The sequence below is a fragment of the Amycolatopsis plumensis genome (genome assembly GCF_042652605.1).
GTDB classification, from domain to species: Bacteria; Actinomycetota; Actinomycetes; order Mycobacteriales; family Pseudonocardiaceae; genus Amycolatopsis; species Amycolatopsis plumensis.
Window position 1 is genome coordinate 57,367 of sequence record NZ_JBHSJY010000001.1, and the last position, 13,794, is coordinate 71,160.

16 protein-coding genes and 2 pseudogenes are annotated in these 13,794 nt (G+C 65.3%); 10 read left to right on the plus strand and 8 right to left on the minus strand.

From position 1 onward, the window contains the following. Positions 1–28 precede the first annotated feature (28 nt). Complete coding sequence (locus ACFPLC_RS00280) at positions 29–1,468, minus strand: MFS transporter (protein ID WP_378196976.1); 1,440 nt, start codon at positions 1,466–1,468, stop codon at positions 29–31. Positions 1,469–1,481: 13 nt separating this feature from the next. Beyond that, entirely contained in the window at positions 1,482–2,243 is a 762-nt protein-coding gene (locus ACFPLC_RS00285) for an SDR family NAD(P)-dependent oxidoreductase (RefSeq protein WP_378196499.1), read from the minus strand. Between the two features lie 71 nt (positions 2,244–2,314). Here ACFPLC_RS00285 and ACFPLC_RS00290 point away from each other — a divergent pair, with 71 nt between their 5' ends. Then, complete coding sequence (locus ACFPLC_RS00290) at positions 2,315–2,836, plus strand: winged helix-turn-helix transcriptional regulator (protein WP_378196979.1); 522 nt, start codon at positions 2,315–2,317, stop codon at positions 2,834–2,836. A gap of 486 nt (positions 2,837–3,322) precedes the next feature. Here the strand turns inward: ACFPLC_RS00290 and ACFPLC_RS00295 are convergent, their stop codons facing one another. Beyond that, positions 3,323–3,802, minus strand: a complete 480-nt coding sequence (locus ACFPLC_RS00295; RefSeq protein WP_378196501.1) for a cupin domain-containing protein — start codon at positions 3,800–3,802, stop codon at positions 3,323–3,325. A 77-nt stretch (positions 3,803–3,879) separates the two neighbouring features. On the opposite strand from ACFPLC_RS00295, the gene ACFPLC_RS00300 reads away from it, so the two are divergent. Together ACFPLC_RS00300 and ACFPLC_RS00305 are read left to right on the plus strand one after the other, a co-directional pair. Next, a complete protein-coding gene (locus tag ACFPLC_RS00300; RefSeq protein WP_378196503.1) occupies positions 3,880–4,326 on the plus strand; it encodes a MarR family winged helix-turn-helix transcriptional regulator in 447 nt (148 codons plus the stop codon). Positions 4,327–4,415: 89 nt separating this feature from the next. Beyond that, positions 4,416–4,751 carry a hypothetical protein gene (locus tag ACFPLC_RS00305; protein ID WP_378196506.1) on the plus strand — a complete coding sequence of 112 codons (336 nt, stop codon included), beginning with the start codon at positions 4,416–4,418 and terminating at the stop codon, positions 4,749–4,751. 81 nt (positions 4,752–4,832) lie between these two features. Here the strand turns inward: ACFPLC_RS00305 and ACFPLC_RS00310 are convergent, their stop codons facing one another. Further along, positions 4,833–5,324 carry a MarR family winged helix-turn-helix transcriptional regulator gene (locus tag ACFPLC_RS00310; protein WP_378196509.1) on the minus strand — a complete coding sequence of 164 codons (492 nt, stop codon included), beginning with the start codon at positions 5,322–5,324 and terminating at the stop codon, positions 4,833–4,835. A 124-nt stretch (positions 5,325–5,448) separates the two neighbouring features. Between ACFPLC_RS00310 and ACFPLC_RS00315 the strand changes: the two genes are divergently transcribed. Next, positions 5,449–6,402 carry an NADP-dependent oxidoreductase gene (locus tag ACFPLC_RS00315; protein WP_378196512.1) on the plus strand — a complete coding sequence of 318 codons (954 nt, stop codon included), beginning with the start codon at positions 5,449–5,451 and terminating at the stop codon, positions 6,400–6,402. Between the two features lie 803 nt (positions 6,403–7,205). On the opposite strand, the gene ACFPLC_RS00320 is transcribed toward ACFPLC_RS00315, so the two are convergent. Together ACFPLC_RS00320 and ACFPLC_RS00325 are read right to left on the minus strand one after the other, a co-directional pair. Beyond that, a complete protein-coding gene (locus tag ACFPLC_RS00320) occupies positions 7,206–7,976 on the minus strand; it encodes an IclR family transcriptional regulator (RefSeq protein WP_378196515.1) in 771 nt (256 codons plus the stop codon). Positions 7,977–8,159: 183 nt separating this feature from the next. Then, a complete protein-coding gene (locus ACFPLC_RS00325) occupies positions 8,160–8,297 on the minus strand; it encodes a hypothetical protein (RefSeq protein WP_378235642.1) in 138 nt (45 codons plus the stop codon). Positions 8,298–8,413: 116 nt separating this feature from the next. Between ACFPLC_RS00325 and ACFPLC_RS00330 the strand changes: the two are divergent. From ACFPLC_RS00330 to ACFPLC_RS00355, 6 genes and pseudogenes are all read left to right on the plus strand, one after another. After that, positions 8,414–9,139, plus strand: a pseudogene (locus ACFPLC_RS00330) (CoA transferase subunit A); the annotation flags it as partial. 24 nt (positions 9,140–9,163) lie between these two features. After that, complete coding sequence (locus ACFPLC_RS00335) at positions 9,164–9,790, plus strand: 3-oxoacid CoA-transferase subunit B (protein WP_378196982.1); 627 nt, start codon at positions 9,164–9,166, stop codon at positions 9,788–9,790. 177 nt (positions 9,791–9,967) lie between these two features. After that, complete coding sequence (locus tag ACFPLC_RS00340; protein ID WP_378235643.1) at positions 9,968–10,123, plus strand: hypothetical protein; 156 nt, start codon at positions 9,968–9,970, stop codon at positions 10,121–10,123. Further along, on the plus strand, positions 10,069–11,139 hold the full coding sequence (locus ACFPLC_RS00345; protein ID WP_378196518.1) for an epoxide hydrolase family protein: 1,071 nt from the start codon (positions 10,069–10,071) through the stop codon (positions 11,137–11,139). The genes ACFPLC_RS00340 and ACFPLC_RS00345 overlap by 55 nt, the downstream gene beginning before the upstream one ends. A gap of 92 nt (positions 11,140–11,231) precedes the next feature. Further along, positions 11,232–11,832 (plus strand): annotated as a pseudogene (locus tag ACFPLC_RS00350) (winged helix DNA-binding domain-containing protein); the annotation flags it as partial. A 121-nt stretch (positions 11,833–11,953) separates the two neighbouring features. Next, on the plus strand, positions 11,954–12,229 hold the full coding sequence (locus ACFPLC_RS00355) for a DNA glycosylase AlkZ-like family protein (protein WP_378196985.1): 276 nt from the start codon (positions 11,954–11,956) through the stop codon (positions 12,227–12,229). 15 nt (positions 12,230–12,244) lie between these two features. Here ACFPLC_RS00355 and ACFPLC_RS00360 read toward each other — a convergent pair whose 3' ends face one another. Continuing rightward, entirely contained in the window at positions 12,245–13,015 is a 771-nt protein-coding gene (locus tag ACFPLC_RS00360) for an IclR family transcriptional regulator (RefSeq protein ID WP_378196522.1), read from the minus strand. An 88-nt stretch (positions 13,016–13,103) separates the two neighbouring features. Next, a complete protein-coding gene (locus ACFPLC_RS00365) occupies positions 13,104–13,793 on the minus strand; it encodes a DAPG hydrolase family protein (protein WP_378196525.1) in 690 nt (229 codons plus the stop codon). Position 13,794: the final 1 nt, after the last annotated feature.

Consider the following 13,794-nt stretch of genomic DNA (forward strand, 5'->3'; position numbering starts at 1 on the left):
TCGATAGTAGCTTCGAATCAGCTCCGACTTACTGGCTTCCACTTAGTTTCCTTTTGGACTTGGTGGCCGGCAACGCCAGCGCGGCAATCAATCCTGCGGCGGCAAGCAAGGCTGCCGCACTGAACGCTGCCCGGTATCCAGTCGTCAATGCACCGAGTTCGCGTACCGGTCCGAGGCATGCACTTGCCACCGTAGAAAGAAAAGCCACGCCGAGGGCGTTACCCACGGTGAACGAGGTCGTTTGCAGTCCGGATGCCGCTCCGCTGTCGTCCTCGCTTGCTCCGCTCAGCGACGCAATCGAACCGGCCACGTAGGACGCCCCCATCCCCAGCCCGAAAAGCACCAACGCAGGCAGCAAGTCTTCCAGGAAAGTGCCGTTCACCCGGACCGTGCTCAAAAGAATGCATGCGGCCCCGATGAGCACCATCCCGGCACAGGCGACCCTTCGAACCCCGATCCGGCCGATGAAGTGCTGAGCGGCGTAGGACGCGGCGATCGACGCCACCGTCATGACCGCCAGCGCGAGGCCGTACTCGATCGCAGTGTAGTTCAACACCTCCTGAGCGTAGAGCGTAAGGACAAGTAACAGCCCGTCGACGGCCGCTCCCGCCACCAGCATGATTACATTCCCTGCGGCGAGCGCCCGCTGCCGCAGCATCACCAAAGGCACCAAGGGAGTGACCGCTCGGATTTCCACGATAATGAAGGCAGCAAAAAGAACAACGGCTAATGCAGTCAGTCCGAAAGTCTCGGTGCTCGCCCAGCCGACCTGAGGCCCTTCAGTGACCACATAGACAAGCGACAACAAAGCGCCCGTGATGGTAACCGCCCCGGCGAAGTCGAGACGGCTACCTGGCACCGAAGACTCGGAACGTCGATCAGCACTGATAACCAGAGGCGCTACCACAAGCGTCCCGATACCGATGGGAACGTTGAGGAAGAAAATTGATCTCCACCCCAGTGCCTCGCTTGCCACGCCACCGACCAGCAGTCCGACGGTGGCGCCAACGCCACCAATCATCGACCAGATCCCGAGCGCCTTGTTACGTTTCTGTTCGGATGTGAAGACAGTACTGACCAGTGCGAGCGCTGCCGGCGTCAAGAGAGCCACTGACGAGCCTTGGAGGATCCGTGCCGCGATCAATGCAATGTCCGACCACGCGAAACCCGCCATTGTCGATGAAACGGTGAACAGCAACGTTCCCGTCATGAACATCCGGCGGCGGCCCAGTATGTCGGCCAGTCGGCCACCCAGGATCAGGAGTCCTCCTGCGGGAAGCGCCGCCGCAGCGAAGATCCATTGGATCGTGTCGTCGGCGAAACCGAGCTCTGCTGCCATCATGGGCGCGGCCGCGAACACAATGGTGGAGCCAAGCACCACGACCAGGAAAGCAGAACAGAGCAAGGCGAGAGCAAACCAATCGCGTCGCGTGGCGTCGCGTCCGGTCGGTGTCAGGTTCCCAGACATGCCGAGCACGCCGCTATGCAGCCGGCCCCAGCCACTGGCCGCCGCTTACATCCACCGTGACCCCGGTAACCCATCGTGCTTCGTCGGACGCGAGAAAGCCGACGACGTCGGCGACATCGACAGGGGTTCCGAGGCGACCGAGCGCAATTGTGGAGGTCACGGCCGCCTCGATCTCGGGACTGCCATGGACCCAAGAGCCCAACGCAGTGTCGACGATGCCCGGCGAGATCGTGTTGACTGTGATGCCGCGCGGACCGAGGTTTTGGGCAAGGGTGTGACCCATCACCTCCAATGCCCCTTTCGCCATGGCGTAGTGCAGGAACGGAGACGCGATTCGGGTCACAGCCGATGAGATCGTGATGATGCGACCACCGTCGGCAATTAGGGGCAGCACGCCCTGCACAAGGAAAAAGGGTGCCCGCACGTTGACGGCGAAGCTGTGGTCGAACTCTTCCCGGGTGACTGTGTCCAACGGGCTTCCCGCCAGCATCCCGGCGTTGTTGACGAGTATGTCCAAGCAACTTTCGCCAAGGGCAGCCTTGAGCTCGACGAGCACCTTCTCCACGTCGCCGTCGACTCCGAACTCTGCCTGCACGAGGAAACCCTGACCGCCACGGGCTTCGATGGCGGCAAGGGTCTCTTTCGCGCCGGCTTCATCATGCCCGTAGTGGACGCCGACCAGGGCTCCAGCCTCTCCCAATCGCTCGGCCGAAGCCCTGCCGATACCGCGCGATGCGCCCGTGACCAGCGCGGTCTTCCCGTCAAGTGATGTCATCTCACACTCCACTTCTGATTTGCAACTAGTACGACTGTAGTAGTGGTAGTAGTATTGCGCAAGTGAGGAAGATGCAGGAACGTCACGCGCGACGGTCGGGTTGCCCGATCAACCTGTCGCTCGAGGTCGTAGGAGACGCGTGGTCGCTGTTGATCGTGCGCGACCTCGCTTTCGGCGGGGTACGCCACTTCAACGAGTTGCTCCGCTCGGAGGAGGGGATATCGCCGAGCGTGCTGGCCGATCGCCTCCGGAGGCTCACCGACGCCGGAATGATCAGCGTCGGCGAGGACCACTCACACAAGCAGAAGTCGATCTACAGTCTCACGGAGATGGGGATCGAGCTGGTGCCAGTGCTCGTGCGCCTCGGTCATTGGGGGCGCCGGTACCTCAACGCGACGGACGAGTTGAGCGTCCGGATCGAGGTCCTAGAGCGCGGTGGGCCGGCCATGCAGGAACAGTTCTTGGATGAGCTGCGATGCAGCCACCTCGGGCAAGCCCTTGAGAAGCGATCAGGTCCGACCGTGAGTGAGCAGTTAGAAGATGCCTATCGAACACTGGTCGCCGAAAAAGCAAATCCGCCTGAAGCAGGCTAGCGACTGAGCAGGGTGGGCAGTCGGGCTCAAGCCGCGCTCCGCTGAAGCCAGTCACCGCAATCCGGTTGGATGCGCCCGGCGCACGGGGGAACGCCCGGCTGCATGGCGCCTGATCGATCCCTCAGGGGGAATGGTCGGGCGATTGTGCACGAGCAGAACGACGCAGGGCGCTCAAATACTTGCTGTCCCTCGGGCCCGGTTGCGAGAGGCAGGTCTTCATGCTTCACACCACGCGGCTGGGACACATGGGCAAGATGGTCCTCACCCAATCCCCAGGAGCAAGCAGCTCCCAGCGAGCCTGCCAGGGTAGCCGTGTCTTGCAGACGTCGCGCCCCCGCCGGGACGTCGCCAGCCTCCGTCGTTCTGTTCAGTCCCGGCGGCGGGACGCCCTGACCTACTACACCGGTTCCCGAGCAGTGCCCAAGCAAGTGCGCTGAGTCGTCTTCTCCACACCTTCAGCAGCGCATCCTGGCAGCGCACTGCAAGTCAACGCGAGCCGCTTTCCGTGTTCCACTCTGGAGCATCCACGAAGTGGACATCGTACTCTTCGTGGATTCGTGCCACTCCATCCTCCGGCAGCTCTCCGCTGAGGATCTTCGGCAGCAACCGGAAGTAGCCGAATCGCTCAACACCCGGCACCAACGTAATGAAGACGTCAGCGAAAGTCTCCTCCGGGGCAGCGAACGCGTGCCGCACCCCCGCGGGTACGACAGCAAGGCCACCCTCGTGCAAGGTGACCAACTCGGTTCCCACCAGCATCAGCAGCTCGCCGCCGAGCACGTAGAACGCTTCCGCCGACTTCCGGTGGTAGTGCGGTTTGGTGCCCGGCTCACCGGCTCGAAGGAAGAGCCGATTGGCGCCGAGCAATCCTCCCGTATCGCTGCTGTCAGCCAATAGCCACAGAGCGGGGTTCTCGATGGTTTCCGCGTCCTTCGCCTGCACGACCCAGGCTTCGTCCAGCTTCATATCGCCTCGCAAACTAGTTGACAGGTTCAACCGAAGTACGGTGGATAGTTGAAGCCGTCAACTGCTAGGCTTCGTGGGTGACCAGATGGCTCAACTCCGAGCAGCAACGGAACTGGCGAGCGTTCATCGAGGGATCCATCCGGTTCATCGACAAGCTCGACCAGGCCCTGCAGGCCGCACACGGACTGTCCTTGGCGGAGTACGAATTACTGGTCCGACTGTCCGAAGCGGACGAGGGATCGATGCGGATGGCAGATCTCGCCGCGTCGGCCTACTACTCCCGCAGCCGGCTGTCTCATCGCATCCGGGGGCTGGAGAACCGCGGTCTGATTCATCGGGAGCGGAACTCCGGCGACAAGCGTGGAGTGATTGCGCAGCTCACCGAGACAGGATATGAGACTGTGCGCAGCGCAGCGCCGGACAACCTGCGTACTGTCCGGGAGCACTTCATCGACGTGGTCGATCCGGAAGACCTCCGCGCCGTCGGCCGAGCCCTGCGAGCCGTCACAGACCGGCTCGACTGAGACCGATCCGCGTCCGCCATGGACACCGAGCGCACTCCAGTGCGTGGAATTCGGGTCCCCGGCCACGTCGGGCGAAGTACGGTTCGAGGATGGAAAAAGTGCCAGAAGGCAGCTCTGTTACCCGCATCCGGTGGCTCAACACGCCCGACAAGTACGACAGTCCACTCCGGTTCGCCGACTTGGCACTTGCTCGCGCTTACGCAACGTCGGGCGTGATCACCGCCGAGCTCGAACTGGCCACGCCTGATGGCCGGATGATCGCCATCGCCGGCGGGGTGGCCACCGCCGACTCCATCTGGCGCGAGTCGCCGCGGCAAGACCCTGGTGTTCTGCCGGCATGGGGCGCGCAACTCGTTACGATCGAGGTCAGGGACCACGTGTTCGCCAACCCCGACGGCGGCCAGTGGGTCCTGATCGCCGATTGAACGACGAAGACACGCGGCCATGATGCCGTGTTGCCACACTTCCGACCTCGGGTCGGTTCCCTTCGTCCTCGACTTTCCCAGTCAGTGTTCGACGTCGCCGGAGAGGGGAGATTGCCGCAGCATCGCCCGGATGAGCAGGTCGAATGCCTGGGTGATGGTGCGGCGCTCGCCTTCCGTGAGATCCGACAGCAACCTGTTCTCGGTGGCGAGGCGGCGGGGGAAGACCTCGTCGACAAGGGCGATGCCTTCAGGGGAAAGCCGGATCAGGCTGGCGCGGCGGTCGGCCGGATTCGGATCGCGGTTGATGAGCTCCCGCCTCTCGAGCTTGGCCAAGATGTTGCTCATCGCTGCCCGGGAGCAGCCGCGAAGCATGGCGAGGCCGCGGGCGATCATCGGTTCCTCCGCGTGCCGCATGATCACCAGGACGTCCAGTTCAGCGGCGCTGAGTGGGCCGCCGCCGTGCAGTGAGTCCATCTCCAGGTCGTAGAGAGCTTGCAGTCGCCGGAGCCGTCCGAAGACCTCCATGCCTTCCAGATCGAGGCCCGGCCGGGCGGCCCGCCAGAGCGACGCCACCTCGCCCGACGGTGTGACAGGGATCAATATGCACCTCAAACTGTTAACCCATGAACTAATGTCTGACTATCTTAACCTTGTGCCGCGGCACCGCACGGGTTGACCTCGATCGAAAGGCGTAGCCATGGAGCAGACAGTGGTCGGTATCAGCGAGTTCGGTGGTCCGGAGGTGCTTCGGCTCATGACGGCGCCCACGCCTCGGGTGCTGCCGGGAGACATCCTCGTCCGCGTCCACGCGGCCGGAATCAACCCGGTCGACTGGAAGACGCGGGCAGGCGCTCCCACCCCGGCCGCCGCGGCATTGGGAAAGTCCCCGTACATCCTGGGCTGGGACGTGTCGGGCGTGGTCGAGGAGGTGGGGAAGGGTGTACATCTGTTTCGGGAAGGCGACGAGGTCTTCGGCATGCCGTGGTTCCCCCGCCCCGCCGGGGCCTATGCCCAGTTCGTCGCCGCACCGGCGAGCCATTTCGCGCTCAAGCCGCGGAGTCTGGACCACGTCCATGCCGCAGCGATTCCGCTCGCCGGCCTGACCGCGTTGCAGGCCCTCACCGAAGCCGCCGACGTCCGGCCGGGTGACAGAGTCCTCGTCCAGGCTGCGGCGGGCGGGGTCGGACACCTGGCAGTGCAGCTCGCTAAGCACATCGGTGCGCACGTGATCGGCACAGCACGGGCCCGTCACCACGAGTGGCTGCGCAGCCTGGGTGCCGACGAGCTCGTGGATTACAGCGCTGTTCAGTTCGAGGAAGTGGTCGCGGACGTCGACCTGGTCATCGATCTTGTCGGCAGCACCGCTGTCCGATCGCTTTCAGTGCTCCGCCGGGGCGGTGTGCTCGTGCGCGTGGCACCGGGATCCCCGCTGGAACTGCTCGAGCAGGCGGCGCAGCGTGGGGTCCGGGTCAGCCCGGAGATTCTCGTCGCCCCGGATGGGCCTGGGTTGCGCCGGCTCGCCGGGCTGGTCGATGAGGGGAAGCTGTCTGTCGAGGTGGAGAAGACCTTTCCCTTGACCGAAGCAGCTGCGGCGCACCGTCTGGGCGAGGAAAACCACGTCGCCGGGAAGCTAGTGCTCAGGGTCGGATAGGCGTCCGGAGGTCACCCAGCCCAGCGAAACCCTATCCCGCCGACGGCGCATGCCTACGCTGCCGGCGACAACCCGAGCCGCCTCGGCCAGCCACTCCCGCGCCGGCTGTCGCCGCTGAGGGATGACCGACGCGATCATTAGGCAGTCGTCGAACCTCAGCTGTTTTATGTCCAGTTGAAACATCTACTGGCGCCAGCACGGCGAATGGTACGCTGAGTATATCCCTATGACATTAACACTTTTATCGAACTCAGCCTCTCTGACGCGAGCCTGACCCGTCATCTACTCGGCCAGAAATCCGGAAGTATCATCGATGCAATTCATGGTCCTCAGCCTCCGCAAAACCGAAGAATTTACAAGTGCCGACTTCGACGAAGTAATCCCACACGAGACCGATCAGGTTCGTCAACTTTACGCCGATGGTGTGGTACGCCAAATTTGGCTGCGCGGAGACTTGGCAGGCGCTTGCTTGTTGATCGAAGCTCCCGACGAAAACACTGCGAACTCCGTGGTTGACGCGCTTCCCATGGCCCAGTCAGGTCTTTCGGAGTTCTCGGTCATACCACTGCATCCGTACCGTGGATTCGGGCCACTCTGAGCACTCGGCAAGCGGCAGTTGATCGATCGGATCCGGTGGCGGGTGCGCACCGATGCGTCGTGCCAGGACATGCCGGCGGGATACGGGTTCCCGGGTTACACGCTTTGGGCTTTCGACCATGTGCTTCAGGTGGTCAGGGCGTGAAGCACGGCAGCGGCGCGGTATGCCACGATCAGCCTGATGACCTCGTCCGGTTGACCGGGGGTTACCGGTGTCGCACTTGTAGTGTCTTGGTCAGCTGGTGGGCTTCCTCGAGCAGAAGGGCACCGAGCTCAGGACGGCGCTGTTCATGGAAGCGGGACTCGATGCCCGTGAGGGTCAGAGCCCATGCGGGTTCGCCAGCATGGTCGAACACGGCGGCAGCCATGCCCCAGCTGCCTTCGACGACCAGTCCTGGGTTGACGGCGTATCCAAGCTCGCGGGTGCGGGCGATCCGCTCGCGGACTGCGTCCGCCGTGTACTGCGGGCCCCAGTGGATCGTGAGATCCGTTCGGCGGAGGTAGGCGTCGATTTCGCGGTCTTGCAGCATTGCCAGCACGACCTGGCCAGCCGAGACGACGCCGAGGGGGAACCGGGCGCCTTCGAAGAGCACGAACGTGCGAATCGGGAAGGAGCCGTCCTCGCGGAGCAGGCACACCGTTTCCTCGCCGCGGCGGGCGGAGAAGAAGGCGCTCTCGCCGGTCGCGGCGGCGAGCCGGTGCACGCTGTCGCGAGCGTGCTGGGTGACGTCGTAGCGGGATGCGGCAACTCCACCCAGCAGGTATAGCTCCGGTCCGAGGTACCACTGCCCGGTTCGGTGGTTCCTGTCCACGTAGCCTTCGTCCGCCAGCGCCACGAGCAGCCGGTGGGTGGTGGGGCGGGCCAGCGCGCTCGCGCGCGCGATCTCGGAGGTCGACGCGCCGCTGCGCTGTGCGGCCGACAGCGCGCGCAAGACTGCGGCGATCCGGCCGATCACGCTTGGAGAAGGAGCAGCCATGTCTTCGATCCTACGTTCACTCAGTGAACGCACTGCTCGCCCCTGTTCATCTGTCGAGAACTTCAAGTCGCACCTTCTGCCACTCTTGACCGGTGGTCGTGGCCCGAAGTTGACTACTGAGGCGTTCACTGAACAGACCAACAGGAGGTTGATGCCTTCTCAGGTCAGCTTCGTGCGTCCGAATTAGGCGCCGTAGCCGGCCGGTACCGACTCGCTGCTCGGCGTGATCACCATCGCGTTGACCGTGCGCGACCCGCCACGCAGTACTACGACGCCGCCGACCAGTCGCCGGCAACACCCGACTGCGCTGCGCGAAGGCATCAACCTCGTACAGACGCTCACCGCGGTTTGGCAGCTACCCGTTCCAGCGCACAACCGGCAGCTTCGCCACTGATCGCTGCGCTCGCTGGCTTACCGCAATCCCTAGGAGAAGAGGCATGGACAAGGTTGTCACAGCCGAACAAGCATTGGCCGGAATCGCCAACGGCGCGACTCTCGCTGTCGGCGGATTCGGTCTCTGCGGCATCCCCACCACCCTGATCGAGATCCTCCACAAGCTGGAAGTCCACGACCTGCGTGTGGTCTCGAACAACTGCGGGATCGACGACTGGGGGCTCGGAATCCTGCTGGCCGATCGGCGGATCAGCCGCGTCACCGGGTCCTACGTCGGGGAGAACAAGGAGTTCGCACGTCAGTACCTCGGCGGCGAACTCGAGGTCGAACTCTGCCCCCAGGGCACACTCGCCGAACGTTTGCGCGCCGGTGGATCCGGCATTCCGGCGTTCTTCACCCCGGCGGGTGTGGGGAGCCAACTCGCCGACGGCGGACTGCCATGGCGGTACGCGCCCGACGGCTCGGTCGCTGTTGCGTCGCCTGCCAAGGAGACCCGTGAGTTCGGCGGCATCACGCACGTTCTTGAGGAGGCCATTGTCACGGACTTCGCGCTCGTCTGCGCCGCCAAGGGAGACCGGCACGGCAACCTCGTGTTCGAAAAGTCCGCGCAGAACTTCAACCCGCTGTGCGCGATGGCGGGCCGAGTCACCGTCGTCGAGGTCCAAGAGCTGGTCGAACCCGGTGAGCTCGACCCAGCCGAGGTTCACCTGCCCGGCGTGTTCGTCCAGCGCGTCGTGCACACCTCACCTCTCGAAAAGCGCATCGAAAAAAATCACCGTGACGGAGGTGGACCGATGAGTCTCACCCGCGCCCAGATGGCCGCCCGTGCGGCCGCCGAGTTGCGTGACGGCGAGTACGTCAACCTCGGCATCGGGCTGCCGACACTGATACCCAACTTCCTGCCCGAAGATGTGCACGTCGTGCTGCACAGTGAGAACGGCATCCTGGGCACCGGGCCCTACCCGGCGCCCGACGCGATCGACCCGGACCTGATCAACGCCGGCAAGGAAACGGTGACGGTCCGCCCCGGTGCGTCGTACTTCGACTCCGCTCTCTCCTTCGGCATCATCCGCGGCGGCCACCTCGACGTCGCCGTCCTGGGCGCGATGCAGGTTTCTGAACGCGGTGATCTGTCGAACTGGGCCGTGCCCGGCAAGATGGTGAAGGGCATGGGTGGGGCGATGGACCTCGTCCACGGAGCCAGGCGAGTTATCGTGCTGATGGAGCACACCGCCAAAGACGGCTCGCCGAAGATCCTCCGCGAAAACACCTTGCCCTACACCGGGCTCCGTGTGGTGAATCGGATCATCACCGACCTCGCCGTCATTGACGTGGCAAGCGACGGGCTGGTTCTGGTCGAGACAGCGCCCGGTGTCACCGAGGACGAAGTTCGCAGCGCCACGGACGCTCCGTTGCGCTAAGGATGACGCCGTAGCCATGCGCCGCATCTTTGGGGAGCCGGTACGGCCGCACGAGTAGCCTCCAGGGAGCCGCGCGCCGCTAACCCCGATCGCCCAGTCGTCGAGGGCAGAGCCGCCTCGACGTGATCGCACCTATTGCGGAAGCCGCTCTTCCGCAATAGCTCCTAACCTCGTTGCATGACCTCACGCCAGCAGATTCATTCCTTCCGCATCGAGATCCCGCAGACCGCCGTCGAAGACCTCCAAGCCGCCTCGGCGCCGGCCGTTTCGCCGCCGAGGTGCCGGGCGACGCCGCTGCCGACTGGGGTCGAGGTGTCCCTGCCGACTACCTGAAGGAGCTGGCTGACTACTGGCGCTCCGAGTTCGACTGGCGGGCGCAGGAAGCGGCCCTCAACGCCTTCCCGCAGTTCCACACCGAGATCGACGGGCAACGAATCCACTTCTTGCACGTCCGCTCCCCTGAACCGGGCGCCGTGCCCCTGCTGGTCACGCACGGCTATCCGAGCTCGATCGCCGAGTTCACGCACATCCTTGGTTCCCTGACCGATCCCCGAGCCCATGGAGGCGACCCTGCCGACGCGTTCCACGTGGTGGTGCCCTCCTTGCCCGGCTTCGGCTTCTCGACCCCCCTCGCGTCAGGAGGCTGGGAGCTGGGCCGCACCACGGAAGCGTTCGCCGAACTGATGAACCGGCTCGAGTACGACCGGTACGGGGTGCAGGGCGGTGACATCGGTGCCGGCATCACGGGCCGGCTGGCCGCAACCCGGCCGGGGAACGTCATCGGAGCCCACGTCAACAGCGACCGCGGTGCGCTGGGGATGGTGGGCGAACAGCTTCCGCTCCCGGACGACCTGACAGCCGGCGAGCAGGCGGTGGTCGAGCGAGCGCAGGCTGCCTGGAAGGAGGAACGGGGTTACCTCGACGTGCAATGCCATCGGCCGGACACGATCGCCGCCGCACTGACCGACTCGCCGGTCGGCCAGCTGGCGTGGATCGTCGAAAAGTTCCAGGCCTGGACCAATCCTGCTGCAGCGACTCCTGACGCCGCGGTGGATCGGGACCAGTTGCTGACCACCGTCAGCATCTACTGGTTCACCCGCAGCGGCGCCTCGGCGGCTCGCTTCCTCTACGAGACCGCACATTCGACCCTCGACTGGGCGCCACCCTCCGGCACACCGAACGGATGGGCGGTTTTCAACAGTGATCCCGTGCTCCGCCGGATCATGGACCCCGACCACAAGATCTCGCACTGGTCGGACTTCGCGCAGGGCGGCCACTTCGCCGCCATGGAAGCCGGTGACCTGCTGGTCGAGGACGTGCGGACGTTCTTCCGCACCCTCCGCCCGTGACTCGCGTGCCGTTGCTCGAGCGGCGCGCGCTCAACCGCGCGCTGCTCGGCCGCCAGCACCTGCTCGACCGCGCGACGCTCTCCGGAATCGACATGATCGAGCACCTCGTCGGGCTGCAGGCACAGGCACCTCTCGCTCCCTACATCGGGCTCTGGAGCCGTATCCACAGGTTCGTCCCGGCCGACCTCGCCGATCTGCTGGTCAGTCGCCACGCGGTGCGGTCCTCCCTGATGCGCTGCACGATCCACCTGGTCAGTGCCCGCGATTGCGTCGCCATCCGGCCGTTGCTGGACCAGGTGGCGCGCACCGGCTTCACCGGCCACTTCAGCCGTCTGCTCGATGGCCTGGACGTCGACGCCGTCGTCGAGGCAGGGCGGCAGCTCCTGACCGAACGCGCCTTGACCCGGCCCCAGCTGCGCTCGCTGCTGGCCGCGCACTGGCCCAGGCACGAGCCGGACGCCCTCGCCTACGCCGTCAGCTACCTTGTTCCCGGGGTATGGGTGACGCCGCGAGGTCTCTGGGGCCGGACCGGCGACACTCACCACGACCGAGCACTGGCTCGGTCCCCTGTGCCATCGGACGTCGGTCGACGAGCTTGTCGTCCGGTATCTGACCGCGTACGGGCCGGCCTCTGTGCGCGACATGCAGGTATGGTCGGGGCTGACCAAACTCCGCGAGGTCGTCGAGCGCATCCCGAATCTGCTGCGCTTCCGCGACGACGCAGGCCGCGAGCTCTACGACGTACCCGGCGGTCTCCGTCCCGATCCGGACTCCGAAGGCCCCTGTCAGGTTCCTCCCGGAGTACGACAACGTCCTGCTCTCCCACGCCGACCGCAGCCGCATCATCCCGGACGCGCGTCCCGTGCCGTTACCGCCGGGCAACGGGGCCGCCTGCTGCACCGTGCTCATCGACGGCTGGTACGCAGCCGACTGGCGCGTCTGTCGAGCAACCGGATTGCTCACGATCGTCCCGTTCCGACCTCGCACCACGGCGCAACGAGACGAAGTGATAGCCGAGGGCGCTCGATTGGTGTCGCTGGCTATGGCAGACATACCCAAGCGACAGGTCGACATAGCCGGGGTGCCCTGAAACGGCCGAACCCGCTCAGAACCACTCCTCGCCGGCGATGCGGTCGCGAAAACGCAGCAGCGCCTCGGCGCAGTCTTCCTCGCGGCCGTGGAAGCGTTGCGTCGGCATGGGGACGCTTACGGCCATGGCGAGACCCCCGAGCTCGATGGCGATGCCAGCGGCGCAGATCCCGTCGTTCTGCTCCTCGTAGTCGAAGGCGATCCCCGTCGTGCGGATCTGGTCGAGCTGGGCACGCAGCTCGTCGAGCGACGTGAGCGTGTGTGCCGTGGAGGCGGGCAGCCGCGCCGGCAGCAGTTCCCGCACCCGTCCCGGTGGCAATGTCGCCAGCAGCGCCTTGCCCGGTGCGCAGCTGTGCAGGGGGAACGACTCCCCCACCGCACTGACGGCGCGCAGCCGGTGTGGCGCGTCGACCTGGTCGATGAACGTGATCTGGCTGCCGTCGAGCATGGACAGGTCCACGGTCTCCGACAAACGGCCTGACAGCTCGACCAGGAGCGGATGGACGAGCCCGACGATGTCCCGGTACGCCGCTGACGCGAGCCGGGTGATCTCCGGCCCGATCCGGTACCGGCCACGCGGGCCGCCGCTGCCGGCGACCAGCTCCTCCTCTTCCAGAGCGCTCAAAATACGATGGATCGTCGACCGCGGGAGACCGAGCTTCTCGGCCAGCTCCGCCTGCGTCAGCCCACCGGGTGCCTGCCGGACGGTGCGGAGCATCTGTGCGGCCCGCGCGATCACCTGGATCCCGGCCACCCGGCTGTCCTGTTCTCGAGGGCTACCCTGCATGACCTCATCCTGCCGGACCCGGCGGCTTCACCGCAGGCCGCCCGTGGCTGGTTCGTCCCGGCTGCCTGAGGCCTTCGGCAGCGACCTGTCACCACGGCACGACGGGAGGGCGCTCGTCCCGGTGTTCGGCAGTGAACAGCGACGGCAGGAAGCGGGCGAGGAAGGTGAACTCATTGTATGCGTGTTGCAGCAGCGCGACGCCGAGCTCGGTGGGTACCTCGGCCTGCACCTCGTCCGGTGTTGCTCCGGCACCGGGGAGGTCCTGGCCGAGGAAGAAGTGGCTCCGCAGCGCCAGTCCCCACGGGGTGTCCCTGCCTACGTGCAACAGACGGCCGCCGAGCACTGCGCCAGTCTCGCTGCGAGCAGGCTCGTGCCCGAACCCTACCCGGCCGAGAACCGCGCAGGAAATCCACCTGTCCTCGCGCGCAGAGCTGTACTCCCCTCTGTCGAAGAACTCATCCGGTTCCCGGAATTGAACGACGAGGTCCTGCTGGGAAAGTCCGGTGAAGGACTCGGTGACGAGGTGCTCGCTCCCGACGTGGGTGTCGTCGGCCAGCGTGCCTTGCCACGCGGAGGAAACATGGTCCACGGGATGCCACCAGATGTACTTGTGGGTGTCGCATCGCCAGCGGAACCACCATTCGAACATCTCGCCGGTGCAGTCGTGCATGTCCGTGCGCACGGCGACGTGCAGCACTCCGGAGGACAGCCGCTCGTACCCGGTTTCCAGCGGCAGCGGTTCCGGCCGCAACAGCGCCGCTACGTCCTGCAGGTCCATC

Excerpts from the sequence above, each read along its gene's own strand:
- ACFPLC_RS00335 (WP_378196982.1), top strand. The coding sequence starts at position 9,164 with ATGAGTCTCACCCGCGCCCAGATGGCCGCCCGTGCGGCCGCCGAGTTG.
- ACFPLC_RS00295 (WP_378196501.1), bottom strand. The coding sequence starts at position 3,802 with ATGAAGCTGGACGAAGCCTGGGTCGTGCAGGCGAAGGACGCGGAAACC.
- ACFPLC_RS00325 (WP_378235642.1), bottom strand. The coding sequence starts at position 8,297 with ATGCCTTCGCGCAGCGCAGTCGGGTGTTGCCGGCGACTGGTCGGCGGC.
- ACFPLC_RS00280 (WP_378196976.1), bottom strand. The coding sequence starts at position 1,468 with ATGTCTGGGAACCTGACACCGACCGGACGCGACGCCACGCGACGCGAT.
- ACFPLC_RS00290 (WP_378196979.1), top strand. The coding sequence starts at position 2,315 with ATGCAGGAACGTCACGCGCGACGGTCGGGTTGCCCGATCAACCTGTCG.
- ACFPLC_RS00315 (WP_378196512.1), top strand. The coding sequence starts at position 5,449 with ATGGAGCAGACAGTGGTCGGTATCAGCGAGTTCGGTGGTCCGGAGGTG.
- ACFPLC_RS00305 (WP_378196506.1), top strand. The coding sequence starts at position 4,416 with ATGGAAAAAGTGCCAGAAGGCAGCTCTGTTACCCGCATCCGGTGGCTC.
- ACFPLC_RS00340 (WP_378235643.1), top strand. The coding sequence starts at position 9,968 with ATGACCTCACGCCAGCAGATTCATTCCTTCCGCATCGAGATCCCGCAG.
- ACFPLC_RS00365 (WP_378196525.1), bottom strand. The coding sequence starts at position 13,793 with ATGGACCTGCAGGACGTAGCGGCGCTGTTGCGGCCGGAACCGCTGCCG.
- ACFPLC_RS00320 (WP_378196515.1), bottom strand. The coding sequence starts at position 7,976 with ATGGCTGCTCCTTCTCCAAGCGTGATCGGCCGGATCGCCGCAGTCTTG.
- ACFPLC_RS00360 (WP_378196522.1), bottom strand. The coding sequence starts at position 13,015 with ATGCAGGGTAGCCCTCGAGAACAGGACAGCCGGGTGGCCGGGATCCAG.
- ACFPLC_RS00285 (WP_378196499.1), bottom strand. The coding sequence starts at position 2,243 with ATGACATCACTTGACGGGAAGACCGCGCTGGTCACGGGCGCATCGCGC.